At 72.3% G+C, this 22,942-nt stretch carries 22 protein-coding genes and 1 tRNA gene; 11 read left to right on the top strand and 12 right to left on the bottom strand.

Annotated features, from left to right (window positions below; translation table 11 throughout):
- Positions 1-38: 38 nt before the first annotated feature.
- Positions 39-572 (top strand): DUF6879 family protein, encoded by a 534-nt coding sequence (locus B7P34_RS13985; RefSeq protein ID WP_106676369.1) that lies wholly within the window; start codon positions 39-41, stop codon positions 570-572.
- On the opposite strand, the gene B7P34_RS13980 is transcribed toward B7P34_RS13985, so the two are convergent.
- The gene (locus B7P34_RS13980) at positions 562-1,341 is read right to left on the bottom strand and encodes an LppX_LprAFG lipoprotein (protein ID WP_189382764.1); all 780 of its coding nucleotides are present in this window, start codon (positions 1,339-1,341) and stop codon (positions 562-564) included. The genes B7P34_RS13985 and B7P34_RS13980 overlap by 11 nt on opposite strands.
- A 134-nt stretch (positions 1,342-1,475) precedes the next feature.
- Positions 1,476-2,963 (bottom strand): MFS transporter, encoded by a 1,488-nt coding sequence (locus B7P34_RS13975; protein ID WP_106676365.1) that lies wholly within the window; start codon positions 2,961-2,963, stop codon positions 1,476-1,478.
- Between the two features lie 129 nt (positions 2,964-3,092).
- On the opposite strand from B7P34_RS13975, the gene B7P34_RS13970 reads away from it, so the two are divergent.
- Entirely contained in the window at positions 3,093-4,052 is a 960-nt protein-coding gene (locus B7P34_RS13970) for a helix-turn-helix transcriptional regulator (RefSeq protein WP_106676363.1), read from the top strand.
- Between the two features lie 137 nt (positions 4,053-4,189).
- Here the strand turns inward: B7P34_RS13970 and B7P34_RS13965 are convergent, their stop codons facing one another.
- Positions 4,190-5,191 carry a sigma-70 family RNA polymerase sigma factor gene (locus B7P34_RS13965; protein WP_106676362.1) on the bottom strand — a complete coding sequence of 334 codons (1,002 nt, stop codon included), beginning with the start codon at positions 5,189-5,191 and terminating at the stop codon, positions 4,190-4,192.
- Positions 5,192-5,636: 445 nt separating this feature from the next.
- Here B7P34_RS13965 and B7P34_RS13960 point away from each other — a divergent pair, with 445 nt between their 5' ends.
- Complete coding sequence (locus B7P34_RS13960) at positions 5,637-6,104, top strand: hypothetical protein (protein ID WP_106676360.1); 468 nt, start codon at positions 5,637-5,639, stop codon at positions 6,102-6,104.
- A gap of 180 nt (positions 6,105-6,284) precedes the next feature.
- Here the strand turns inward: B7P34_RS13960 and B7P34_RS13955 are convergent, their stop codons facing one another.
- A complete protein-coding gene (locus tag B7P34_RS13955) occupies positions 6,285-7,139 on the bottom strand; it encodes a dioxygenase family protein (protein ID WP_353620245.1) in 855 nt (284 codons plus the stop codon).
- Between the two features lie 119 nt (positions 7,140-7,258).
- Between B7P34_RS13955 and B7P34_RS13950 the strand changes: the two genes are divergently transcribed.
- Entirely contained in the window at positions 7,259-7,801 is a 543-nt protein-coding gene (locus B7P34_RS13950; RefSeq protein WP_106676359.1) for a MarR family winged helix-turn-helix transcriptional regulator, read from the top strand.
- A 96-nt stretch (positions 7,802-7,897) separates the two neighbouring features.
- Here B7P34_RS13950 and B7P34_RS13945 read toward each other — a convergent pair whose 3' ends face one another.
- The 3 genes from B7P34_RS13945 to B7P34_RS13940 are packed head-to-tail and all read right to left on the bottom strand — an operon-like array spanning position 7,898 to position 10,292.
- Entirely contained in the window at positions 7,898-9,406 is a 1,509-nt protein-coding gene (locus B7P34_RS13945; protein ID WP_106676357.1) for an MFS transporter, read from the bottom strand.
- Positions 9,407-9,414: 8 nt separating this feature from the next.
- Positions 9,415-9,582: a hypothetical protein gene (locus B7P34_RS37475; protein WP_189382758.1), complete on the bottom strand. Its 168-nt coding sequence runs from the start codon at positions 9,580-9,582 to the stop codon at positions 9,415-9,417.
- The gene (locus B7P34_RS13940; protein WP_223267835.1) at positions 9,579-10,292 is read right to left on the bottom strand and encodes a TetR/AcrR family transcriptional regulator; all 714 of its coding nucleotides are present in this window, start codon (positions 10,290-10,292) and stop codon (positions 9,579-9,581) included. Before B7P34_RS13940 ends, B7P34_RS37475 begins: the two co-directional genes overlap by 4 nt.
- Before the next feature lie 409 nt (positions 10,293-10,701).
- Between B7P34_RS13940 and B7P34_RS13935 the strand changes: the two genes are divergently transcribed.
- A complete protein-coding gene (locus B7P34_RS13935; RefSeq protein WP_223267834.1) occupies positions 10,702-12,021 on the top strand; it encodes a M6 family metalloprotease domain-containing protein in 1,320 nt (439 codons plus the stop codon).
- Here the strand turns inward: B7P34_RS13935 and B7P34_RS13930 are convergent.
- Entirely contained in the window at positions 11,987-12,619 is a 633-nt protein-coding gene (locus B7P34_RS13930; protein WP_106676354.1) for a TetR family transcriptional regulator, read from the bottom strand. The two genes, B7P34_RS13935 and B7P34_RS13930, sit on opposite strands and share 35 nt — an antisense overlap.
- Before the next feature lie 101 nt (positions 12,620-12,720).
- On the opposite strand from B7P34_RS13930, the gene B7P34_RS37470 reads away from it, so the two are divergent.
- The 3 genes from B7P34_RS37470 to B7P34_RS13920 all read left to right on the top strand — a co-directional run bounded on the left by B7P34_RS37470 (position 12,721) and on the right by B7P34_RS13920 (position 13,346).
- Entirely contained in the window at positions 12,721-12,870 is a 150-nt protein-coding gene (locus B7P34_RS37470) for a hypothetical protein (protein WP_189382756.1), read from the top strand.
- A gap of 1 nt (position 12,871) precedes the next feature.
- Entirely contained in the window at positions 12,872-13,234 is a 363-nt protein-coding gene (locus B7P34_RS38555; protein WP_223267833.1) for a hypothetical protein, read from the top strand.
- A gap of 39 nt (positions 13,235-13,273) precedes the next feature.
- A tRNA-Arg gene (locus B7P34_RS13920) sits at positions 13,274-13,346 on the top strand.
- 95 nt (positions 13,347-13,441) lie between these two features.
- Here the strand turns inward: B7P34_RS13920 and B7P34_RS13915 are convergent.
- Both B7P34_RS13915 and B7P34_RS13910 read right to left on the bottom strand, forming a co-directional pair.
- Positions 13,442-14,713, bottom strand: coding sequence for a cytochrome P450 (locus tag B7P34_RS13915; RefSeq protein ID WP_106676449.1), 1,272 nt, complete (start codon positions 14,711-14,713; stop codon positions 13,442-13,444).
- 5 nt (positions 14,714-14,718) lie between these two features.
- Entirely contained in the window at positions 14,719-15,951 is a 1,233-nt protein-coding gene (locus tag B7P34_RS13910; RefSeq protein WP_223267832.1) for a cytochrome P450, read from the bottom strand.
- 212 nt (positions 15,952-16,163) lie between these two features.
- Between B7P34_RS13910 and B7P34_RS39390 the strand changes: the two genes are divergently transcribed.
- Both B7P34_RS39390 and recQ read left to right on the top strand, forming a co-directional pair.
- The gene (locus tag B7P34_RS39390) at positions 16,164-18,254 is read left to right on the top strand and encodes a restriction endonuclease (protein WP_189382754.1); all 2,091 of its coding nucleotides are present in this window, start codon (positions 16,164-16,166) and stop codon (positions 18,252-18,254) included.
- A 91-nt stretch (positions 18,255-18,345) separates the two neighbouring features.
- The gene (gene recQ / locus B7P34_RS13900; protein ID WP_106676350.1) at positions 18,346-20,262 is read left to right on the top strand and encodes a DNA helicase RecQ; all 1,917 of its coding nucleotides are present in this window, start codon (positions 18,346-18,348) and stop codon (positions 20,260-20,262) included.
- Positions 20,263-20,439: 177 nt separating this feature from the next.
- Here the strand turns inward: recQ and B7P34_RS13895 are convergent, their stop codons facing one another.
- Positions 20,440-21,591 carry a questin oxidase family protein gene (locus tag B7P34_RS13895; protein ID WP_106676349.1) on the bottom strand — a complete coding sequence of 384 codons (1,152 nt, stop codon included), beginning with the start codon at positions 21,589-21,591 and terminating at the stop codon, positions 20,440-20,442.
- Between the two features lie 130 nt (positions 21,592-21,721).
- On the opposite strand from B7P34_RS13895, the gene B7P34_RS13890 reads away from it, so the two are divergent.
- A complete protein-coding gene (locus tag B7P34_RS13890) occupies positions 21,722-22,240 on the top strand; it encodes a MarR family winged helix-turn-helix transcriptional regulator (protein ID WP_106676347.1) in 519 nt (172 codons plus the stop codon).
- Between the two features lie 18 nt (positions 22,241-22,258).
- Here the strand turns inward: B7P34_RS13890 and B7P34_RS13885 are convergent.
- On the bottom strand, positions 22,259-22,942 hold a 684-nt coding region (locus B7P34_RS13885; RefSeq protein ID WP_223267831.1), incomplete at its 5' end, for a class F sortase.

The raw sequence follows: 22,942 nt of genomic DNA, 5'->3' as shown, positions 1-22,942 counted from the left end.
CAAGTGTGGGCAGTGTTCAACCGGCACTGAGGAGGATCATGGCGGAGCTCGTTCCTTTCGAGGACATCACCCACTTCTTCGAGGACTTCGAGCACACCGCATGGCGACTGGAGACACAGCGCGGGTACGCCTCGGACCGGCTCAGCCCTAAATGGGCGCGGTTCAAAGCCGGCCGGACGGCGTTCGGCTACCAGCCCGACCATCCCTGGCACGGCAACGTCCGCAAGCAGACGGAGCTCGGGAAGCGGTTCGAGCGGGTACGGCTCGTGGACGATCCGCCGACGGAAGGGCAGCGCTTCCTGCTGGCTTCCGGTCTGGGGAATGTCGAAGCGGGCGAGGACATCCGGAATCTGTACCGGGCCGACGCCGTGCGCATCGGTCTGCCGGATTTCGACTTCTGGCTGTTTGATTCCCGGACCGTCGTCGAGTTCGTCTTCGACGACCAGGGGCAGGATCTCGGCGTCCGCGTTCGTGAAGATGCCCAGGCCGTCGTCCACGCGTGCCAGGCGCGGGACGCGGCCTGGCATCACGCCGTCGCCACGCGGCAGTTCCAGGCGCGGCTCAACCCATGAGAGGGCCGCTTCTCTCCAGCACCACCGGGGCCGCATCCTTCGGGGCCTTCGTTTCCACCGGCTTTCCGACGTTCGACAGGGTCATCGTCGCGGTGCTGCCGGCCGCGCCCACGTGGTGCGAGATCCGGGTACGGACGATGTGGCCCTGGTCATCGATCCAGGCTTCCGCCCGGATGGGGAGTTCGCCACCGGACAGTTCGCGAGCCTGGTCGACCTTCGTGCGCATCTCCGCTTCCATGCGGAGGGTGGCCGTGTCGAAGTCGAGCGTGCCGCTGTAGTGCACGGTGCGGGCCCCGTTCACCTTCTCCTCACCCTCCTTCTTGACCTTGCGCATCGCGGCCACCTGCCGCAGCACGTGCTCCGGGTCGTTCGCCGGGGCGCGGAGGAGGTAGCGGGCCTCCACCTTGTCGCGGGCGACGAAGCCCCACGTCTCCGGTGCCGCCGGGTCCACGCCCTTCAGGTAGACGTTGCCGTTCGCGAAGATCTCGTCGAGGCGCTGGGGGGAGGCGTCGAGCGCGGCCGTGAGGCGGCCCTTGTCGCCGGCCATGTCGAAGTCGCCCGTGATGGAGATGGTGTACTTCTGGCTCTCGCCGTCGCCCATCTCGATCTTTTCGTCGATGCGGGCCGTGCTGCGGCCGGTCGCGTCCACCGCCGCCCGTACGGCCGCCCCGTGGTCGACGGACGGTTTCCGGGCCTCGGAACACCCCGCGCACAGCAGCAGTGCTGCAGCGGTGCTACTCGTGAGGGCGACGGGGCGGCGTAAACGCATCGGTACTCCTGGGGCGCAATTCGGCATGACAAGGTGCCAAATATACGTTCGACCCCACCGAAAGGCCCGTCAGTTATGGCGAAGCGCCTGGTGGGGCACAGCCCACCAGGCGCTTCGAGGGTGTCGGCTTCCGATCAGGCCGCCGCCAGCTCCGCCTCCGGCTCGTGCTCCATCGCCGGGGCGTCCTCCACCGCCCGCCGCTTCGGAAGGAGGAACAGCAGGGCGAAGACCAGTGCCATGCCGCCCGCGACCCACCACAGCGCGTGGGTGAACGCGCCGCCGAAGATGTCGGCCATCGACTCGCGCCGCGGGTCCGCGTCGTCCACGACGGAGAAGAAGGCGACCGAGACCAGGCCGAGCCCGATCGCGTTGCCCAGCTGCATCGTGGTGTTGATCAGGCCGGACGCGGATCCGGCGTGCTCGCGCGGGACCTCGGAGAGGATGGCGTCGGTGATCGGGGAGACGATCAGGCCCATGCCCGCGCCCATCACGATGAGCGGGAGCGCCATCTGCCAGGACTTGATGTCGGCGCCGTAGCGGTCCGCTTCCCAGATGTACGTCAGGACGCCGGCGGCCATGACCAGGGCGCCCGCCTGCAGCACCTTCCGGCCGAAGCGGGGGACGAGCTTCTGGACGGACATGCCGGCCGCCGTCGACACGGCGAGCGAGAACGGGATGCCGGTCAGGCCCGCCCGCAGCGCGGACCAGCCGAGGCCGATCTGCATGTACATCGTCCAGACCATGAAGAAGATGCCCGTGGTCATGCCGAAGACCAGCTGCACGCCGACGCCGCCCGCGAAGCTGCGGACCCGGAACAGCGAGAGCTCGACCAGCGGCGAGCCGTCCTTGCGGGTCTTGTGGCGCTCGTACGCGACGAAGGCGCCGAAGACGGGCAGGGAGGCGGCCATGGATATGAAGCCCCACAGCGGCCAGTCGTGCTCGCGGCCCTGGGTGAGCGGGTAGAGCAGCATGAGCAGGCCGACGCTGGCCAGGGCGACGCCGACGAGGTCGAGCTTGAGGGCCTTCGGGGCCTTGGACTCGGTGATGAAGCGGCGGCCGAGGATCAGGCCGGCGATGCCGACGGGCAGGTTGATCAGGAAGATCGGGCGCCATTCGAGGCCGAAGAGGTTCCACTGGGTGAGCAGGGCGCCCAGCAGCGGGCCGGAGACGGCGCCGAGGCCGACGACCGCGCCGAACATGCCGAAGACCTTGCCGCGCTCGTGCGCGGGGAACGTCACGTGGATGATCGACAGCACCTGCGGCACCATCAGGGCGCCCATCAGGCCCTGCAGGACGCGCGCGCCGACGAGCAGCTGCGGGTCGCTGACGATGCCGCACAGCATCGAGGCCAGCGTGAAGCCGCCGATGCCCAGCAGGAACACCTTCTTGCGGCCGTAGATGTCGCCCAGCCGGCCACCGGTGATCAGGCCGATCGCGAAGGCCAGGGCGTACCCCTCGCTGAGCCACTGCAGGACGCTGAAGGAGGCGTCGATGTCCCGCCGGATGCTGGGCATCGCGATGTTGACGATGGTGACGTCGACCAGATCCATGAAGGAAGCGGTCATCACTACCGCGAGCGCCAGCCAGCGGCGGCGGTCGGTGGGCGGTGAATCGGTGGTCATGGATGGACCTGGCCTTTCGGTCGTGAGAGTCGTGAGACGGGTGGATGGGTGGGGCGTGTTCGGCGTATGAAACGACCGTAGCCCCCATGTAGGACAGCTTGTGTCCCACTTCGCTGCGACCCTGGAGTCATGACCGACACTCCGGCACGGCTCCTGAACCTGCTCTCCCTGCTCCAGACCCCCCGCGAGTGGCCGGGCAGCGAGCTGGCCGAGCGGCTCGGCGTGACCACGCGCACCATCCGGCGGGACATCGAGCGGCTGCGGGACCTCGGCTATCCCGTACAGGCCACGATGGGCGCGGTCGGCGGCTACCGGCTCGCGGCCGGCGCCGCGCTGCCGCCCCTCGTCCTCGACGACGAGGAGGCCGTGGCCATCGCCGTGGGGCTGCGGGCGGGCGCCGGGCACGCCGTCGACGGCATCGAGGAGGCGTCCGTGCGGGCCCTCGCCAAGCTGGAACAGGTGCTGCCGTCCCGGCTGCGGCACCGGGTCTCGGCCCTGCAGGCGGCCACGGTCCCGATCACGTCCGGGGACGGCGCGACGGTCGACCCGCGGACGCTGACGGTCATGGCCTCGGCCGCCACCGGCAACGAGCGGCTGCGCTTCACGTACCGCAAGGGGGACGGCGCCGAGACGCAGCGGCTCGTCGAGCCGCACCGGCTGGTGAGCACCGGGCGCCGCTGGTACCTCGTCGCCTACGACATCGACCGCGGCGACTGGCGGACCTTCCGGGTCGACCGGGTCAGCGAGCCGTTCGCGACGGGCGCCCGCTTCGCGCCGCGCGAGCTGCCGGCCGCGAACGCCGCCGAGTTCATGAAGGGCTCGCTGGGCCGGATGCAGTCGACGATGCGGGTCGTCGCGACGCTGCACGCCCCCGCGGAGTTCGTCGCGGCACGGCTCCCGCAGCACCTCGGGGCCCCGCAGCCGGTCGACGGCACGACCTGCCGGATCGACCTGGAGGTCGCCGACTCCCTGGAGTGGGTCGCCTTCCGGCTGGCCCTGCTGGACTGCGACTTCACGGTCCACGAGCCGCGGGAGCTGGTGGAGCACCTGCGCGAGCTGGGGGCACGGATCAGCCGCGCGGCCACCTGAGCAGCGGGCAGGAGGGCAGCGGCCACCTGAGCGGGCAGGAGGACAACGGATAGGAGGGCAAAGGAGGGCCCCGACGCAGGGGGGGGTGGCGCCGGGGCCCGGTCTATGAGGTTATGCCCTATTAAGCCGCTACGTCACTACGCCGCCGCGTCGAAGCCCGTGTCGTGCGCCATCTTCTTGAGCTCCAGCAGGGCGTGCTTCTCGATCTGCCGGATCCGCTCCCGGGTCAGGCCGTGCTGCTTGCCGACCTCGGTGAGGGTGCGCTCGCGGCCGTCCTCGATGCCGTAGCGCGCCTTGATGATCGAAGCGGTCCGCTGGTCGAGGCGGCCGATGAGGTCCTCCAGCTCCTCGCTGCGCAGCAGGGCGATCACCGACTGCTCGGGCGACACCGCGGAGGTGTCCTCCAGCAGGTCGCCGAACTGGGTCTCGCCCTCGTCGTCGACGGACATGTTCAGACTGACCGGGTCGCGGGCCCAGTCCAGGACGTCGCCGACGCGCTCGGCGGTGGTGCCCAGCTCCTCGGCGATCTCGGCGTGCTCGGGGTCGCGCCCGTTCTCGCGGTTGAACTCGCGCTGGACGCGCCGGATCCGGCCGAGCTCCTCCACGAGGTGGACGGGAAGCCGGATCGTGCGGGACTGGTCGGCGATGGAGCGGGTGATCGCCTGGCGGATCCACCACGTCGCGTACGTGGAGAACTTGAAGCCCTTGGTGTAGTCGAACTTCTCCACGGCGCGCACGAGGCCCGCGTTGCCCTCCTGGATCAGGTCGAGGAGGGGCAGGCCGCTGCGCGGATAGCGGCGGGCCACGGCCACGACCAGACGCAGGTTGGACTTGATGAAGACGTCCTTGGCCCGCGCGCCCTCGGCCGCTATGGCCTCCAGCTCCTCGCGCGAGGCGGCCTTCGCGCCCTTGCCCGGATCCTCCAGGCCGTCGAGGACCTGCTGGGCGTAGACGCCCGCCTCGATGGTCTGGGAGAGCTCGACCTCCTTGGCGGCGTCGAGCAGGGGCGTACGCGCGATCTCGTCGAGATACATGCCCACCAGATCGCGGTCGGCGATCTCCCCGGAGGCGCGCACACTGCTCGCCCCCTCAGCGCCCTTGTCGGCAGTCTGACGACGGGCGACGGCACGGGTTGCCATGCGTACTCCCTTGCGATGAGTCGGTCGCGGGACGGGCGGGGCACGTGGCCCGAACGGGCTTCCCTGTTGGGCGGACCCTGTCACGGTTGCCCCGTCCGATGGAAAGAACGACTGGAATCCGGACAGAATTCCCACGGAACATCTTGTTTTTGGTGATCATGCAGTATCCTGCGCGGCCACAGGCGTCGGAGGCATGCCGGGAAGACCTACGGAAGCGCAGGTCAGACCACACGGCGAGGTGTCCCGGCAGTCCCGCGCGCCCCTGGTGCCGCAGCCGGCTGAGACGGTCGTCACACCGGCGGGAGCGTCGCCCTTGACCGGTCTCCCACCCTCAAGGACGGCGCGGACGGCTCCGTGGTTGCCGTGCACCCTTTGATCGATTTGCCCCCGCCCCGGCGCGGGTGTGCGCTGGTGGGACGGGGTGGGACGAGAGAGGAGCCCCGCGATGACGCACTCGATCATGCCCGGGCACCACCACGCCGCCCACGAGGGCCCCGGCCCGGTGGCGCGCGGCACCCGCCTGGGCGAACCGGCCCGCTGGACCTGGGCCGTGCCCCTCACGGGAGGGGTCGCCCTCGGACTCTTCGCCATCTTCCTGGCCGGCAACAACGGCTACACCACGGGCGCCGCGGTCGTCATCGGCGTCGTCGCCGGCCTGATCGCGATGGCGGCCGGCTACGCCCTGCTCCGCGAGCGCAACACGATGATCGCCGAGGTCCGCGCGGCGGCCTTCGGGGCGCTCTTCGGCGGCAGCATGGGATTCCTGCACGCCCTCAGCGGCGGTACGGTAATCCGCTCGGCGGGCATCGGCGTGCTGACCGGGCTGGGCATGGGGGTGGCCTCGTACTACGTCTTCTACGGGCACGAGCACCGGGCCGACATGCGGCGTGAGGCGACGCGACGCGGCGAGTGACGCGTGACAGGACAGGACAGGGCCTGCGACGTAGGACCTCAGACGGTTCCGCATTCCGGACGAGCGGCCCTAGCGTGAAGGCCGATGCACCCCTACGCACCCGGCCCGCCCCGATGCTCACCCTGCCTGCCGGCTCTACCCGCTCTCCCCGGACTGCCCGGACTGCCCGGACTGCCCGGACTACCCGAACTGGACCGAGCGCTTCGCCAGCCCCATCCAGAACCCGTCGATGACGCTGCGCTGGCTGTCCAGCTCGCCCTCGGCCGCGCCGAGCGTGACGAACAGCGGGGCGAAGTGCTCGGTCCGCGGGTGGGCGAGGCGGCCCGCCGGGGCCTTGCGCTCGAAGTCCAGGAGGGCGTCGACGTCCTGCGCGGCGAGCGCCTCGCGCCCCCACGCGTCGAACTCCGCCGACCAGCCGGGCGGCCCGGAGCCCGCGTGCCGCAGCGCGGCCAGGTTGTGGGTGAAGAAGCCGCTGCCGACGATCAGGACGCCCTCGTCGCGGAGCGGCGCGAGCTTGCGCCCGATCTCCATCAGCCGGCGCGGTTCGAGGGTGGGCAGGGATATCTGGAGGACGGGGACGTCCGCGTCCGGGTACATCTCGACGAGCGGGACGTACGCGCCGTGGTCGAGGCCCCGGTCCGGGACGTCCTGCACGGGCGTGCCGGCGCCGCGCAGCGTCTTGCGGACGCGCTCGGCGAGCTCCGGAGCGCCGGGGGCGGCGTAGCGGACCCGGTAGTAGTGCTCGGGGAAGCCCCAGAAGTCGTACACGAGCGGGACGGTCCGCGTCGCGCCGAGGGCGAGGGGCGCCTCCTCCCAGTGGGCGGAGACGACGAGGATCGCGGCCGGCCGGGGCAGGTCGGCGGACCAGGCGGCGAGCTCGGCGGTCCAGAGCTCGTCGTCGGCGAGGGGCGGGGCGCCGTGCGAGAGGTAGAGCGCGGGCATGCGCGCGCCGGCTCCGGCGGGAATGCCGGCCGCCCCGGTGGCGGCCCCGATGGGGGCGCCGATGGGGCCGATGGGGGTGTCGACGTCAGACATCCGCCCTCCATTTACTTGAACTCTCAAGCTTTCATTACCAAGCTTAAGCCCGGCTTATTTAAACTTCAAGAACGCAGTGTGGGAGCGACAGGAAACCGGTGGGTGAAACAGTGGATGTCATGACCAAACGACCCGAAGAGGACATCGCGCGTCCCGAGGGGGAGGCCGCCGCCGGCAGCGCCGCCGGACCGCGCTGGCTGAGCGACGCCGAGCAGGACGTCTGGCGGGCGTACCTGCACGCCACCACCCTCCTGGAGGACCACCTCGACCGGCAGCTGCAGCGCGACGCCGGGATGCCGCACGTCTACTACGGACTGCTCGTCAACCTCTCGGAGGCGCCGCGCCGCCGGCTGCGGATGACGGACCTCGCCCGGCACGCCAAGATCACCCGGTCCCGGCTCTCGCACGCCATCGCCCGGCTGGAGAAGAGCGGCTGGGTGCGCCGCGAGGACTGCCCGTCCGACAAGCGCGGCCAGCTGGCCGTCCTCACGGACGAGGGGTACGAGATGCTGCGCCGGTCCGCGCCGGGGCACGTCGCCGCCGTCCGGGCCGCGCTCTTCGACCGGCTCTCGCCCGAGCAGGTGGCCCAGTTCGGCGACATGTGCCGGACGATCGCCGCGGGGCTGCAGCCGGCGGGGGCGGACCTGCCCTGGCTGCGGTAGCGCTGCGCCGGCCTCCGTACGCACCTCCTCCGTACGCATACGAAGGCCCCCGCCGTTCCCGGCGGGGGCCTTCGTATGCGTGGTGAGGGTCCGGCGTTAGTGAGCCATGACCGGAACGGAGTTCTCCGCGTTCTCCCCGTCGCCCGAGCCGGCGGGGGCGCCGCCGCCCTGCTGACCGGCGTTGACGAAGACGACCGCGACCAGCGCGGACAGGCCCAGGATGCCGACCGCCCACCACACGGCGGTGGAGTAGCCGTGCACCATGGACTGGAAGGTGAGCAGCTTCGGGTCGCCCGCGGACTTCATGTGCGACTTGAAGTAGTCCGTGGTGGCGCTGGCGGCGATGGTGTTGAGCAGCGCGGTGCCGATGGCGCCGCCGACCTGCTGCGAGGTGTTCACCATCGCGGAGGCGACACCGGCGTCACGCGCCTGCACCCCGTACGTGGAGAGGCTCATCGCCGGCATGAACGCCGTACCCATGCCGAGGCCCATGAGCATCAGGCCGGGCAGGACGACCGCCGTGTAGGAGGTGTCCAGGTCGATCTGGGTGAGCAGGACCATGCCGACGGCGGCGAGCAGGAAGCCCGGGCCCATCAGCAAGCGCGCCGGGACGCGGTTCATCAGGCGGGCGCCGATCTGCGTGGAACCGGTGATCATCGTGGCGATCATCGGGAGGAACGCGAGACCGGTCTTGACCGGCGAGTAGCCGCGGACGACCTGCAGGTAGTAGGTGAGGAAGAGGAACAGGCCGAACATCGCGATGGCGGCCAGGCCCAGCGAGACGTAGACGCCAGCGCGGTTGCGGTCGGTGAGCACGCGCAGCGGCAGCAGCGGGGCCTTGACCTTCTTCTCGACGACCACGAAGGCGAACAGCAGGACCACGGCGGCGGCGAAGAAGCCGAGGGTGCTGCCGGCCGTCCAGCCGTCGGACTCGGCGCGGGTGAAGCCGTAGACCAGCGAGACCAGACCGAGGGTGGCCAGGATGACGCCGGGGACGTCCAGCTTCGACGGGTTGCGGCTGCCGGCCGGCTCGCGGATCACGGCGATCGCGCCGGCCGCGGCGACGACGGCGAAGGGGATGTTCACGAAGAACGTCCAGCGCCAGTTGAGGTACTCGGTGAACAGGCCGCCGAGGATCAGGCCGACACCACCGCCGGCACCGGCGATGGCACCGAAGATGCCGAACGCCTTGGCGCGCTCCTTGCCCTCGGTGAAGAGGACGGCGAGCAGCGACAGCGCGGCGGGCGCGAGCAGGGCGCCGAAGACGCCCTGCAGGGCGCGGGCGCCCAGCAGCATCCCGGTGTTGACGGCGGCGCCGCCGAGGGCCGAGGCGGCGGCGAAGCCGATCAGGCCGATGACGAACGCCCGCTTGCGGCCCCACAGGTCGGAGACGCGGCCGCCGAAGAGCAGCAGGCCGCCGAAGGCGAGGGCGTAGGCGGTGATGACCCACTGGCGGTTGCCGTCCGAGATGCCGAGGTCGGCCTGGGCGGAGGGCAGCGCGATGTTCACGATGGTCGCGTCGAGGACGACCATCAGCTGCGCCAGGGCGATGAATATGAGCGCTTTCCAGCGCTTGGGGTCGAGGGGGGTGGTGACGTCTGGCATGGGTGGGCCTACCTCGGCGGCGGTGGTGGGTGGTGCGGGACGGTGGGGGTGTTTTCCGAGACGTACGGCTTGCTCGGCTTGCCCGGCCTGCTCGGCCTGCTGGGCTTGCTCGGCCAGTTCAGCTCGCTCGGCTCGGTGAAGTCTTCGGTGGGGGCCGTGGCGGTGCGGGAGGTCATCCGGTTCCGGCGGCGGAGTCACCGGCGACGGGATCCGCGGCAGCGGAGTCCCCGGCCGCCGGGCCCGCGGCGGCGCAGCGCTTCTGACGGCGCAGCTCCTCCAAGGTGACGGCGGAGCCGGGCAGTTCGGACCGGGCCGGTGTCATCAGGCCGTCGAGGAACAGCTGCAGGTGCCGGTGGATGAACTGGTCGAAGACCGCGCAGCCCTTGCCGGGCAGCGGGCGGGTCAACTGCGTGACGGCGACCATGAGATCGCCGACCGCGATGTCGTCCCGCAGCTGACCGGACGCGCGCGCGTCCGCCATCATCTGCTCGATCTGCCCGTCGAGGCGGTCACGCGCGGCCACCAGCTCGGGGTGGCCGGGGTCCATGCCCTCTTCCAGCAACGTGCAGAGCGCACCGACGCGTTCGTCCGCGGCGGCGTGGACGAACCGCCTCAGCGATCGGAAAGCATCGGGCTCCTCAGCTCGTGCCGCCTCGGCCCGCTCGGCGAGGCGGGCCATGACGTGAAGGGTGACGTGGTGGATCAGCTCGCGGCGGTCCGCGAAGTGCCGGTACAGCGTGGCATTGCCGACCCCGGCTCGTCGAGCGATTTCATCGAGGGAGCTCTCGGCCCCGTACTCGACGAGCGCCTCGCGCGCGGCGGCGACGATCCGCTCGCGGTTGCGCAGGGCGTCGGCGCGGAGGCGCGGGGGGTGGGCGGTGACCACGGCCTTTGCTCCTTCGGAGAGGGGTTTCCGCAACCGGGGAGGGATTCCCCGGTTCGTGCGTACGAGGGGTAAACGGGGAGAGCGTCCCCGGATATTTCGGGGGTGCGAGGTGATGCGCATCACGTTTGTCCTGGAGGGACGGCAACGGTGCGGCGATGGGACGACAAGGGGCGCGATGCCCCATCTGTGGCAGGCCCGCGATGCCCCATCTGCCGCAAGCCCGCGATGCCCCATCTGCCGCAGGCCCGCAATGCGCCGTCCGCCGTAGCCCGCGATGCCCCATCTGCCGCAGTCCGGGGAGCGCGCCGCGGACCGGCGGCGGAGGGTGATCACTGAGGGCGGCGCTGCGGCCGCCCCTGGGAGGCACCCCGCGCCCGGGAGGCACCCAGCCCCTGAGAGGCACCCGGGCATGAAGACGCCGGCCGTCGTGGTCATGAAGACGCTGGCCATCGTGGTCATGGCCGTGACCACGCTCGCCATGACCTCACCCGTGCCCGCGGGCCGGGGCGGGCCGGACCGCGGGGCCGGCGCGCAGGGCGGCCCGCCGGCCCTCGCGGACACCGGGGCGCGGCCGCCCAGCGGCCCGTGCGCGCTGCCCGGCGCCACCGACAACGTCTCCGAGACCGCCCTCACGCCGCCCGGCTACGCCCCCTCCAGCGGCGTCGTGCGCGCGATCACCTTCCTGATCGACTTTCCCGACGCCCCCGCCAAGGTCACCCCGCAGGAGCGCTACGCCGAGTTCTTCCCGGCCGTCGCCGACTACTACCGGACCAGCTCCTACGGCCGGCTCGACTACCGCTCCACGCCCGTCCTGCGCTGGATCCGGATGTCCCGCCCGTACCCCGCGTACGGGATCGAGCGCGGCACGCCCTTCGACGCGAGCAGCGACGACGGCTACGCCGCGCTGTCGGCGGAGATCCTCGACGCGGTGGACGACACCGTCGACTTCCGGCGCTACGACCTGATCAACGTGCTGGTCACGCCGGACGCGGGGCCGCCGGCCACCGAGGACGTGCGGTCGGTGACCTTCGCCGGCACCCCCACCGGCCTGACGACGGCCGAGGGCACCTCCTTCATGAACGTGTCGTTCATCTGGAGCCGGCAGACGGGCGACAGCCCCTTCCGCGTCCTCAACCACGAGAACGCCCACAGCTTCGGCCTGCCCGACCTCTACTACACGGGCCGCGGCTCCGCCCTGCTGAAGACGCCGGTGGGGCACTGGGACCCGATGGACGAGGACTGGGGCCCGTCCGAGGACTTCCTCGCCTGGCACAAGTGGAAGCTGGGCTGGCTGGCCCCGGCGCAGGTGCGCTGCCTGGACCGGCCCGGCGACCGCTCGTTCGCCCTGACGCCGACGTCCGTCCCCGGCGGCCTCAAGCTCGCCGTGCTCCCCGTCTCCCGGCACACCGCGATCACGCTGGAGGCGCGGGCGCCCGGGCCGCTGGACCACGTGGTGTGCCGCCCGGGCGTCCTGGTCACCGCCGTCACGACGACCATGTACACGGGCTCCGGCCCGGTGCGCGTCGCCGACGCCACACCCGGCAGCCGGGGCTGCTACACGAGCGACCTGAACGTGAACGCGGCGCTGAGCGACGCCCCGTACGCGGCCGGGCAGACGTACACGGGGCCCGGAGTGACGGTCGACGTGCTGGGCGCGACGGACGGGGGCGACTGGCGGGTGCGGGTGCGGACGGTCAGGCCGCGCGCCAGTGCCGGCGGCCGAGGCTGATCAGGCGCAGCTGCCGCCGGGCGGTGTCGGCGATGACCCGCTGCTCGTCGGCGGAGGCTTCGAGGAAGGCCGACGCGGTCATCACGAGGTGGTCGACGTAGAGCCCGGCGAGCATCCGCACGTCCTCGGCGCTCCAGCCGCGCGACACCTCCTGCGCGGCGAGCGCATCGGCGACCTCGTCCCCGAACCGCGCCAGCTCCGCCGCGATGGCCTCCCGCACCGCCCGCACCCCGCCGTGCCGCTCGCGGGCGACGAACCGCACGTGCGCCGGGTGCCGCCGTACGTGCTCGGCCACGGCCTCGACGCTGCGGTCGATGACCTCCTCCGCCTCCTGCTGCTCCGCCAGCACGGCCCGGATCATCACGTGCAGGCTCCCGAGCGACTCCTCGACGAGCGCGACCCCGAGCTCCGCCATGTCCCGGAAGTGCCGGTAGAACGCGGCCGGCGCGACCCCCACCACCCGCGTGACCTCCCGCAGCCCGAGGCTGCTCAGGCTCTGCTCCTCCAGCAGCTTCAGGGCGGCGTCGAGGAGGGCCTGACGGGTCTTCAGCTTCTGGGCCTGGCGGACCCCGAGGGTGGCGCGGGTGCTGCTGTTCATGAATTCAGTAAACAACTGTTTGCCACAGGGCGCCAGGAGCGCTACGCTGGATTTCAGTGAACAACTGTCATTCCAACTGTTCACCCAAGAAGGGGAAGGACATGATCTTCCTAGTGGCGGCCGTGCTCCTCCTGGGAGTCCTCGTGGGCGCCGCCGCACACCTCACGCTCCCGGTGGTCGTCCCGGCGGCCGCGGCCATCGCCCTGTGGCTGCTGGTCTTCGCCGTCCGCGAGCGCAGGAGGGAGCACTGACATGAGCACTGACATGACGACGACGCTGACGGGGCGCTCCGCCGAGCGGACGCCGCAGAAGACGGAGAAGACAGAGCCGCGGCAGAAGGCGGAGCAGAAGGCTCGGAAGACGCCCGCCCCGCCCGCCCGCCGCGAGGCCGACGGCATGGCCGTCGCCTCCTTCGTCCTCGGCCTGGTCGGCCTCCTGGTCTTCAACGTCGTCCTGGGCCCCCTCGCCCTCGTCCTGGCCGGCCTGGCCCTCGCCCGCGGCACGACCCGCCGCGGCCGCGCGCTCCTGGGCCTGACCCTGGGCGCCGCCGACCTGATCGTCCTCGCGGCCCTGGCCACGACGGACCACACCCTGTCCTGGAGCCTCGGCCCCTGACCCCGCCGCCCCGCCACCCGCTACACTGACGGCTACCTTGCCTCCGTAGCTCAGGGGATAGAGCACCGCTCTCCTAAAGCGGGTGTCGGCAGTTCGAATCTGCCCGGGGGCACAGCCGGAAGAAGGAGCCCTCCCGTCCGTCCGGACGGGAGGGCTCCTTCGTGCTCCGGGCCACCTGTGCTCTCCGAGCTGCCCGTGCTCTCCGGGCTACCAGGCGACCGGTAGGGACTCCGGGCCGCGGTTGATGGAGCCCCGGCGCCAGCGCATTTCGGATTCCGGGACGGCCAGGCGCAGGCGGGGGAAGCGGTTCAGGAGGGCGGTGAGCATGACTTCGGCCTCCATCCTGGTGATCAGGGCGCCCACGCAGTAGTGCGGGCCGTGGCCGAAGGAGAGGTTGGGGGCCTCGTCGCGGGTGAGGTCGAGTTCGTCCGGGTCGGTGAAGACGGTCGGGTCGCGGTTGGCGGCCAGGTAGGAGACGTAGACGACCTCGCCGCTGCGGATCGTCGCGTCGCCGACCTGGAAGTCCTCGGTGGCGATGCGGGGCAGGCCGACGCCGTTGCGGTGCGGGATGTAGCGCAGCAGCTCCTCCACGGCCTGGGGCAGCAGGTCCGGGCGGGCGCGCAGGGCGGCCAGTTGCTCGGGGTGGGTGAGCAGGGCGTACACCATGTTGGACACCTGGTTGCGGACGGCGTCCATGCCGTTGAGGACGAGCATCACCGCGAGCGAGATCAGCTCCGGCATGCTGAGGCCGCCGTCCTTCTGCGCCTCGACCAGGGCGCTGAACAGGTCGTCGCCGGGGTGTTCGCGGCGGTGCGCGGCCATGGCCTTGAAGTAGCCCGCGATCTCGCCCTTGACGGCGTTGCTCTCCTGCTCGGAGTGGTTGCTGGAGAGGATGACGCTGCGCCAGTTCTGCAGCCGGTCGAGGTCGTGGGGCGGGACGCCGAGGAGCTCGCCGATGAGCTGGGCGGGCAGGGGGCCGGTGAGCCACTCCGTGAGGTCGGCCGGGGCGCCCTCCTCCGCCATGCGGGAGAGCATCTGGTCGGCGAGCTCCTCGGCCCGGGGGCGCAGGGCGGCGACGCGCTTGCGGCCGAAGGTGAGGGCCACGTGGCGGCGGATGCGGGTGTGGTCGGGCGGGTCGGTGCGGCCGACGCCGCCGGCGGGGGCCACGACGTGCGGCGTCATGCTGGTGACCGGCCGGTCGACGGTGAGCGCGCGGCTCAGCCGGGGGTCGGCGGCGACCGTCTTCACGTCCTCGTAGCGCGTGGCCAGCCAGGCGTCGCCCTCGCCGAACCGCAGCCGGATCCGGGCGATCGGCTCCTCGCGGAGCAGCCGGTGCATGAGCGGGTCGAAGGCGAGGCCGGGCAGGTGGTCGACCGGCCAGTCGTGGACCGTCTCCCCGGGCGGGCGGGCGCCGGCCACCGGGCATTCCCCTGCGGCGGCCCCGTCCGGGGGCGGGGCGGGCGAAGAGTGCGTCGTCATGCGGCTCACCACACGACCGGGAGGTGTTCCGGTCCCCTGATGAGCGCGCTCCGCTGCCACCGGATCTTCTCCACGGGCTCCGCGAGGCGCAGATCCGGGAAGCGGGTGATCAGCGCGGTGAGCATGATCTCGGATTCCAGGCGGGCGAGCATCGAGCCCAGGCAGAAGTGCGGTCCGTGTCCGAAGGACAGGTGCGGATTGTGCTCGCGGTCGAAGTCGATCTCGTCCGGGTGGTCGAAGACGGAGGGGTCGCGGTTGGCCGTGAGATACGAGGAGTGCACCACTTCACCGGCCCGGATCAGCACGCCCCCCACCTCGACGTCCTCCATGGCGATGCGGCCGAGGCCGACGGCGTTGCGGTGCGGGATGTAGCGCAGGAGCTCCTCGATGGCCTGCGGCAGCAGCCCGGGCTCGCGGCGGAGCCGCTCCAGGTGCTGGGGGTGGGTGAGCAAGGCGTAGACCATGTTGCTGCTGTTGTTGCGCACGGCGTGGGCGGCGCTGGCCTGGATCAGCAGGGCGATGGCGACGGCTTCCTCCGTGCTGAGGTCGCCCTTGGCGACGGAGGCGGCCAGCTCGCTCGCGAGGTCGGGGCCCGGCTCCTTCTGCTTGCGCCCCAGCATCTCCACGAAGTAGGCGGCCATCTCCGCCTTGGCCCGGTCGCTGGCCTCCCGCCCGTGGCCCGCCGACAGCAGGACCTCCGTCCAGTGCGCCATGCGCGGCAGGTGCTCGTCCGGCACGCCCATCAGGTCGCTGATGACGGCGAGCGGCAGGGGCCCGTTCAGGTGCTTCATCAGATCCGCCGGGGGGCCCTCGTGCTCCATGGCGTCGAGGAGTTCACCGGCGACGCGCTCGGCACGGGGCCGGAGCCGTTCGAGGCTGGCGGGCGTGAAGGAGCGGGCCACGGCCTTGCGCAGCCGCGTGTGCTCGGGCGGGTCGGCGAAGCCCACGGCCTCGTCGAGCGGGATGAAGTGGGGGGCCAGCCGGGTGATCGGGCGGCCGAGCACGGCCTGCCGGCTGAACCGGGGGTCGGAGGTGACGAACTTGACGTCCTCGTAGCGCGTCACGAGCCAGGCGTGGCCCTCGCCGTGCGGGAGCTTGACCCGCGAGACGGGCTCCTCCCGCAGCCGCTCGGCCATGAAGGGGTCGAAGTCGAGCCCGCGGAGGTCCTCCACGGCCCAGAAGCGCACCGGGTGCTGCTCGGAGCCGGATGCTGTCGTGGTCGCCATCAGCTGTCCCACCCGCCTGTTGCCTGCTTGCGGTTACCTGCTGTTGCCGGGGTTGCCCCCTCACGTCAAGCTCCCCGCGAATGCCGCACGGGCAACGGGGCGCGCCGGGAAAATCACCCGTACGGCTTACAGCGCCCGCCACGCGCCCCGCCGACACTTCGTCACATCACCTACAGCCAGGGCCCGAGCAGGGATAACACTTACTAAATGACTAAAGTGTTCACATGAGTCGCTCCAGTGGACTGATAGGCATCTGGGCCGAGGCGCAGCGCCAGCAGCAGCGCCGTCAGGAGGCCGAGCACCGCGAACAGATCCAGTTCCAGCGGGAGCAGGAGCGGCGGGAGCGGGCGGCGGCGCGCGAGGCGGCGCGGGCCGACCGGGAGCAGCGGGCCGCCTACCGGCAGCGGCGCGAGGCCGAGGCGCGGCGGCGCACGGAGGAGCTGGACGCCCGGGTCGCGGAGCTGACGGGGCTGCTGGTGGCGGGGTGCCGGGTGCCGGCGTTCTCGACGGCGGCGCTGCGCCGGTCCGAGACGGTGGAGCCGTTCCACCCGGGGCACCTGGGACAGCCGGTGCCGATGCCGGACCCGGTCTTGTACCAGGCGCAGGGCGGCTGGGGCTTCGGCGCGAGCCGCGGCCGGGAGCAGTACGACCACGACCTGCGGGCCGCGCAGGCCGCCGAGGCGGCCCGGCTGCAGCAACTGGACGCGTACCGGCGGCAGTACGAGCAGTGGGCGGCCGTGCAGCTGACCGAGGTCCGGGAGCACAACGCGGGCGTGGAGGAGATGCTCACGGCGCTGCGCGCCGGGGACCCCGACGCCGTCGTCGACTACTTCTCGGCCGCGCTGTACGCCTCCTCCGCCTGGCCCGCCGAGTTCCCGCACCAGGTGTCGGCCGCGTACGACCCGGGGGCCCGGCAGCTGGTGCTGCTGTGGGAGCTGCCGGGGTACGACATCGTGCCGGAGGCCAAGGCGGTGCGGTACATGCCGACCGCCGACGAGGAGAAGGAGACGGCGCGGCCCGCGGCGCAGCGCCGGGCCGTCTACCGGGACGTGCTGGCGCAGTGCGTGCTGCTGGTGCTGCGCGACCTCTTCGCCGCGGACGGCTCCGGGGTGCTGGAGTCCGTCGTCGTCAACGGCTTCGTCGACGACCACGACCCGGCCACGGGCCGCCGCGCCCAGATCGTCCTCGCCTCGGTCTCCGTCTCCCGGCCGGTCTTCGCCGGGCTGCACCTGGAGCAGGTCAGCGCGGTGGACTGCCTCACCGACGGGCTGGGCGGGCTGCTGTCCGCCCGGCCCGACCAGCTCGTCGCCGTGCGGCCGGGCCGGATGCCCGCCGACGTCGGGCGCAGTGTCGTCTCGCACGGGGGCGGCGACGACCCCGACCTGTACGAGATGGACCCGGTCGAGTTCGAGGCGCTGGTCGCCCAGCTGTTCCGCGCGCGGGGCATGCAGGCGGTGATGACCACCCGGTCCAACGACGGCGGTGTGGACGTCGAGGCGCTGGACCCCGACCCGATCAGCGGCGGCCGGATCATCGTGCAGGTGAAGCGGTACCGCAAGACGGTCCCGCCGACCGCGGTCCGGGACCTGTACGGCACGGTGCAGGGCGCGGGCGCCAACAAGGGCGTGCTGGTCACGACCTCCGGCTTCGGCCCCGGCTCGTACGCCTTCGCGAACGGCAAACCGCTCACTCTCGTCTCGGGCGAGGAGCTGGTGGGGCTGCTGGGGCGGCACGGGCTGCGGGGCCGGCTGGGCGGCGGCGCGGGAGACCGTACGGGGCGGGCCGCTCCCCCGGCGAGCGCGCCGGACGACACCGCACCCGGCGACTCCGCCGAGCACAACGTCCTCGGCATGGGCTGGTCCGGCGCCGTCGCCCTCGACGTGTGCGCCCTCGTCTGCCGCGGCACCCGCGTCCTCAGCGACGATCACTTCGTCTTCTTCAACAACACCGCCACTCCCGACGGGGCGGTGCGCACCGTGCCGCCGCCCCGCGGGGACAAGGCGGCGGTCCGCGTGGCCTTCGACGCGCTGCCCTCCGACGCCGACCGGCTCGTGCTCGTCGCGGCCGTCGACCCCGCGGTGAACCCGGACGCCGACCTCGCGGGCTTCACGGACGCCCGGATCCGGCTGACGGACGCGGCCGGGGCCGAGCTGGGGCAGCTGGAGGTCTCCGACGGCCGGGCGGGCGAGACGGCGCTCGTGCTCGGCTCCTTCCGGAAGCGGGCCAACGGCGACTGGGACTTCGTGATCGGCGGCCAGGGCTACCGGGGCGGCCTGGAGGAGCTGCTGGGGGACTACGGGATCGAGGTGGCGTAGGAAAAGGCCGGCAGGCAGCCGCGCAAGATCACCCTCCGGGAGTTATCCACAGGCCCCGCCCCGTGTCACCGGACCCCCCTAGACTTTCCGCATGGCCGACCTCACCGAGACCGCCCGCCCCGCCGCCCCCATCCCTTCCCCCTCCCCCACGCCCGCCGCCGCGGGCAGTGAGGCCCTGGGCTGCCTGCGGCGCGTCTTCGGTTACGACGCGTTCCGCGGCGACCAGGAGGCGATCATCGAGCACGTCGTCACCGGCGGCGACGCGCTCGTCCTGATGCCGACCGGCGGCGGAAAGTCGCTGTGCTACCAGATCCCGGCCCTGGTCAGGCCGGGCGTCGGCGTGGTCGTGTCTCCCCTGATCGCCCTCATGCAGGACCAGGTGGACGCGCTGCGGGCCCTCGGCGTCCGGGCGGGCTTCCTCAATTCGACGCAGGACATGGACGAGCGCCGGCTGGTCGAGGCGGAGTTCCTGGCCGGCGAGCTGGACCTGCTCTACCTGGCCCCCGAGCGGCTCCGCGTGGAAGGCACGCTCCGGCTCCTCGACCGCGGCAAGATCTCCCTCTTCGCCATCGACGAAGCGCACTGCGTGGCCCAGTGGGGCCACGACTTCCGCCCGGACTACCTGGCCCTGTCCGCGCTGCACGAGCGCTGGCCGGACGTGCCCCGCATCGCCCTGACCGCGACGGCCACGGAGGCCACGCACGCCGAGATCGCCGCCCGGCTGCAGCTGCAGGGCGCCCGGCACTTCGTCGCGAGCTTCGACCGGCCCAACATCCAGTACCGCATCGTCCCGAAGAACGACCCCAAGAAGCAGCTCCTGGAGCTGCTGCGCACCGAGCACGCGGGCGACGCCGGCGTCGTCTACTGCCTCTCCCGCAAGAGCGTGGAGGACACCGCCGCCTTCCTCGTCCAGCAGGGCATCGAGGCGCTGCCCTACCACGCAGGGCTCGACGCGGGCACGCGCGCCGCGAACCAGGCGCGCTTCCTGCGCGAGGACGGCATCGTGATGGTCGCGACGATCGCCTTCGGCATGGGCATCGACAAGCCGGACGTACGGTTCGTCGCCCACATCGACCTGCCGAAGTCCGTCGAGGGGTACTACCAGGAGACGGGCCGCGCCGGGCGCGACGGCCTGCCGTCCACGGCCTGGCTGGCGTACGGCCTGCAGGACGTCGTCCAGCAGCGCAAGATGATCGACGGCTCCGAGGGGGACGAGGCCCACCGCCGCCGCCTGGCCTCCCACCTGGACGCGATGCTGGCCCTGTGCGAGACGGTCGAGTGCCGCCGCGTACGGCTCCTCGCGTACTTCGGCCAGGAGAGCGGCCCCTGCGGCAACTGCGACACGTGCCTCACCCCCGCCGAGACGTGGGACGGCACCATCGCCGCCCAGAAGTTCCTCTCCGCGGTCTACCGGCTCGCGCGCGAGCGGCGCCAGAAGTTCGGCGCCGGGCAGATCATCGACATCCTCCTCGGCAAGAAGACCGCGAAGGTCATCCAGCACGACCACGACGGCCTCACCGTCTTCGGCATCGGCACCGAGCTCAGCACGGCGCAGTGGCGGGGTGTGGTCCGTCAGCTGCTGGCGCAGGGCCTGCTGGCCGTCGAGGGCGACTACGGCACGCTCGTCCTGACGGACGCGAGCGGGGAGGTGCTGGGAGGACGGCGCGAGGTAAAGCTGCGGAGCGAGCCGGAGCGCCCGACGCGAACGTCGACGAAGTCGGGCGGCTCCGCCAAGCGCCCGGCACCGGCGGACCTCCCCACGGAAGCACTGCCGATCTTCGAAGCACTCCGGGCATGGCGCGGTGCCACGGCAAAGGAACAGGGCGTCCCGGCGTACGTGATCTTCCACGACGCAACACTCCGCGAAATCGCAGCGAGCTCCCCCACGTCCCTCGACGAACTGGCAGGCGTGAGCGGCGTGGGCGAAAGCAAGCTGGCGAAGCACGGCGAGAAGATCCTGGAACTCCTGACGGAGCTCCGCACAACCACCACAGGAACGGACGGCTGAGACGACGACGGCGGGAGGGGGCCGGGGCCGCAGGGGCAGGGTCCCTGGACGCTGACGTGTATTTGTGGCGCCAAGTGCCGGGCAAGAACACGCAGGGGGAGGGGCGCCGTAAATATACGGTCCAGGGACCCTGCCCCGGAGGCCCCGGCACCCGGCCCCCACCCACCCGCCGGAACCTCAGCGCCGAGGCTTGATCCGCTGCTGCGCCGCCAGCACCGCCGCCCCGTACCGCGGATCCGGCCGCAGCGCGTGCTCGCGCCGGCACGCCTCCGTGAACTTCAGGACGTGCTCGTCCCCGTGCTCCACCGCCCGGGCGATGAGCTCGTCGAACGGCGGCACGTCCGTCTCCGCCGCCTCCCGGGCCGCCGTCTCCTCCCCGCCCCGGTCGTCGGTGAAGGCCAGCAGCAGCGTCGTGTGGACGTGCCAGAGCGCGGCCGCGGACGGCTCGTGGAGCTCGTCGGGCAGGTGCGGCAGCACGAGCCGTACGGCGGCGGGCGCGGTGACCGCGTGCACGAGCGGTACGGGGAAGAGCTCGGGGTGGCCGAGGTAGACCCCGGCGAAGGCGGTGGTCATCTCGCTCAGCAGCCACTGCGTTCCGGTGGGGGCGAGGGAGCCCAGCGCCTCGTGGTAGCCGGCCAGTTCGGCGGGCCGGGCGAGCCGCTGTGCGGCGACGGCGCGCCCCCGCTTGCCGGGCCCGGCGTAGGCGGTGCGGGGCAGTGCGGCGATGGCGCCCGCCAGGTCGTGCTGCCCGCTCATGCGGACCTCGCCGGGCAGGTGGGCGAACCGGGCGGCCCAGTAGGCCAGCCCCCGGGCCAGCTCGGTGAGCTGATGCTGCGTCGGCTGTCCGGCGTCCGCACCCGCACCCGCACCCGCGGACACGGACACGGACACGGACCCGGACACGGCCGCGAGGGACCGCACGGCGTGGGCGGTGCGGATCAGCCCGTGCGTCAGGCCGGCGAGCAGGCCGGGCAGGAGCCGGGGCCACCAGCGGGCGAGCACGTCGCGCCAGGGCGCGGCGGCGAGTTCGCGGCGGAAGAGCTCCTCCCAGTCGCCGGCGCGGGAGAAGTCGCCGAGCGCGGGGCGCCAGGACGTCTCGTCGGCGGGGTCGAGGGCGAAGCTGCGGGCGGGCACCTCGTGGTGGGGCATGGCGGTGCGGTAGCCCTCGACCCAGGCGGCGACTTCGCCGCCGTGGCCGAGGACGGCGAGCGCTTCGGCGCCCATGGGCCCGTGGTTGGCGAGGTCGGCGCCGGCCCCGCGCTCGTACCCCAGGTCGTCCATGCGCTCCAGCGCGTCGTTGAGTGCGTCGTGGTAGTGGATCGCGGGCATGGCAGAGCTCCCCCTTGCGCGAGTCGCGAAATCGAGGATCCCGGGCCCCGGATCCCAGCCCCGGACCCCGGCTCCTCGAACCTTCGGATTCCACAATAGTTCGGATTTCCGAAGCGTCTAGACTCGCAGTATGCCGCACGACCCCGCACCCGGGAAGGACCGCCCCCGGCTTCCCACTCCGGAAGAGACCGAAGCGATCGGTCTCGTCCCGCTGCTCTCCCCGTACATGCGCCAGGCCCGCACCGAGATGCCGGACGAACTGCGCGCGCTCTTCGAGGCGCACAACCTCACGGCGCGGCACGGCGCGGTCCTGCCGCAGCTGATCGCCGAAGCGCCGCTGGCCGTGAGCGAACTGGCGCGCAGGCTGCGGCTGTCGCTGTCGACCACGAGCGAGCTGGTCGGCGCGCTGAACAGGGCCGGCCTGGTGGAGCGCCGCGAGGATCCCGCGAACCGGCGCCGCACGCTCGTGGCCGTCGTGGACGCTCACCGGCCGGCCGTCGAGGCGTTCATCGCGACCCGCTCGCAGCCGCTGCTGCGCGCGCTCGACAGCCTGTCGCCCCGCGACCGGGCGGGGTTCGTCGCGGGCCTGACGGCGTGGGCCCGCGAGACGCAGGCCGCCGGGGGCGGCGCACCGTCCGACGGCGCCTGACGACCCCGCCCGCCCGACTCACCGCACCCCACTCAGGTGCGCATAAACCACCACGTTCCCCAGATAGGCGTGACTCTCCTCCGAGAACCCGCCCCCGCAGGTGATCAGCCGCAACTCGGCGCGCTTCGCGGGCCCGTACACCTTCTGCGAGGGGAAGTCCGTCCGGCTGTACACCTCGATCGCGTCGATGGTGAAGAGCGCCGTCCGGCCGTCCGCGCGCGCGATCTCCACGCGGTACCCCTTCTTCAGGGCGCCGAGGTTGTAGAAGACGGCGGGCCCGGTGGTGGTGTCGACGTGGCCGGCGACGACGGCGGTGCCGGTCGTGCCGGGCGCGGCGCCGTCCGCGTACCAGCCGGCGACGTTGCTCTCGTCGTCCCGCGGGCTGGAGAGGCTGCCGTCGTCGAGCAGCCGCAGGGGCTCCAGCGGCGCGTCGACGTCGATGGCCGGGATCCGTACGCGCGTGGGCACGGCGATCGGCAGCGGCGGTACCGCGCGCTCGCCGCGCTCCGGCTCCGTACGGGGCCCGGTGGCGGAGAACGCCTCGGCCGCGGAGGGCTGCGGGGGCGGGTCCTGGATGTCGGCCCCGCGCCGGATCAGCCAGCTGCCCGCGCACAGGGCCGCGGCGAGCAGCACGGCGACGACGGCCTTGCGCCGGGAGTCGCGCGCCTGGGGGGACGGCGGGCGGCGGCCGGGCCGGGCGGC

This window comes from Streptosporangium nondiastaticum (assembly GCF_003011965.1).
In the GTDB taxonomy this organism is placed as follows: Bacteria; Actinomycetota; Actinomycetes; order Streptomycetales; family Streptomycetaceae; genus Streptomyces; species Streptomyces nondiastaticus.
The sequence above is the reverse complement of the archived record's forward strand: the minus strand, read 5'-3'. Positions and strand labels throughout refer to the sequence as shown.

Excerpts from the sequence above, each read along its gene's own strand:
- B7P34_RS13985 (WP_106676369.1), top strand. The coding sequence starts at position 39 with ATGGCGGAGCTCGTTCCTTTCGAGGACATCACCCACTTCTTCGAGGAC.
- B7P34_RS13980 (WP_189382764.1), bottom strand. The coding sequence starts at position 1,341 with ATGCGTTTACGCCGCCCCGTCGCCCTCACGAGTAGCACCGCTGCAGCA.
- B7P34_RS13975 (WP_106676365.1), bottom strand. The coding sequence starts at position 2,963 with ATGACCACCGATTCACCGCCCACCGACCGCCGCCGCTGGCTGGCGCTC.
- B7P34_RS13970 (WP_106676363.1), top strand. The coding sequence starts at position 3,093 with ATGACCGACACTCCGGCACGGCTCCTGAACCTGCTCTCCCTGCTCCAG.
- B7P34_RS13965 (WP_106676362.1), bottom strand. The coding sequence starts at position 5,191 with ATGGCAACCCGTGCCGTCGCCCGTCGTCAGACTGCCGACAAGGGCGCT.
- B7P34_RS13960 (WP_106676360.1), top strand. The coding sequence starts at position 5,637 with ATGACGCACTCGATCATGCCCGGGCACCACCACGCCGCCCACGAGGGC.
- B7P34_RS13955 (WP_353620245.1), bottom strand. The coding sequence starts at position 7,139 with ATGTCTGACGTCGACACCCCCATCGGCCCCATCGGCGCCCCCATCGGG.
- B7P34_RS13950 (WP_106676359.1), top strand. The coding sequence starts at position 7,259 with ATGACCAAACGACCCGAAGAGGACATCGCGCGTCCCGAGGGGGAGGCC.
- B7P34_RS13945 (WP_106676357.1), bottom strand. The coding sequence starts at position 9,406 with ATGCCAGACGTCACCACCCCCCTCGACCCCAAGCGCTGGAAAGCGCTC.
- B7P34_RS37475 (WP_189382758.1), bottom strand. The coding sequence starts at position 9,582 with ATGACCTCCCGCACCGCCACGGCCCCCACCGAAGACTTCACCGAGCCG.
- B7P34_RS13935 (WP_223267834.1), top strand. The coding sequence starts at position 10,702 with ATGAAGACGCCGGCCGTCGTGGTCATGAAGACGCTGGCCATCGTGGTC.
- B7P34_RS13930 (WP_106676354.1), bottom strand. The coding sequence starts at position 12,619 with ATGAACAGCAGCACCCGCGCCACCCTCGGGGTCCGCCAGGCCCAGAAG.
- B7P34_RS37470 (WP_189382756.1), top strand. The coding sequence starts at position 12,721 with ATGATCTTCCTAGTGGCGGCCGTGCTCCTCCTGGGAGTCCTCGTGGGC.
- B7P34_RS38555 (WP_223267833.1), top strand. The coding sequence starts at position 12,872 with ATGAGCACTGACATGACGACGACGCTGACGGGGCGCTCCGCCGAGCGG.
- B7P34_RS13915 (WP_106676449.1), bottom strand. The coding sequence starts at position 14,713 with ATGACGACGCACTCTTCGCCCGCCCCGCCCCCGGACGGGGCCGCCGCA.
- B7P34_RS39390 (WP_189382754.1), top strand. The coding sequence starts at position 16,164 with ATGAGTCGCTCCAGTGGACTGATAGGCATCTGGGCCGAGGCGCAGCGC.
- recQ (WP_106676350.1), top strand. The coding sequence starts at position 18,346 with ATGGCCGACCTCACCGAGACCGCCCGCCCCGCCGCCCCCATCCCTTCC.
- B7P34_RS13895 (WP_106676349.1), bottom strand. The coding sequence starts at position 21,591 with ATGCCCGCGATCCACTACCACGACGCACTCAACGACGCGCTGGAGCGC.
- B7P34_RS13890 (WP_106676347.1), top strand. The coding sequence starts at position 21,722 with ATGCCGCACGACCCCGCACCCGGGAAGGACCGCCCCCGGCTTCCCACT.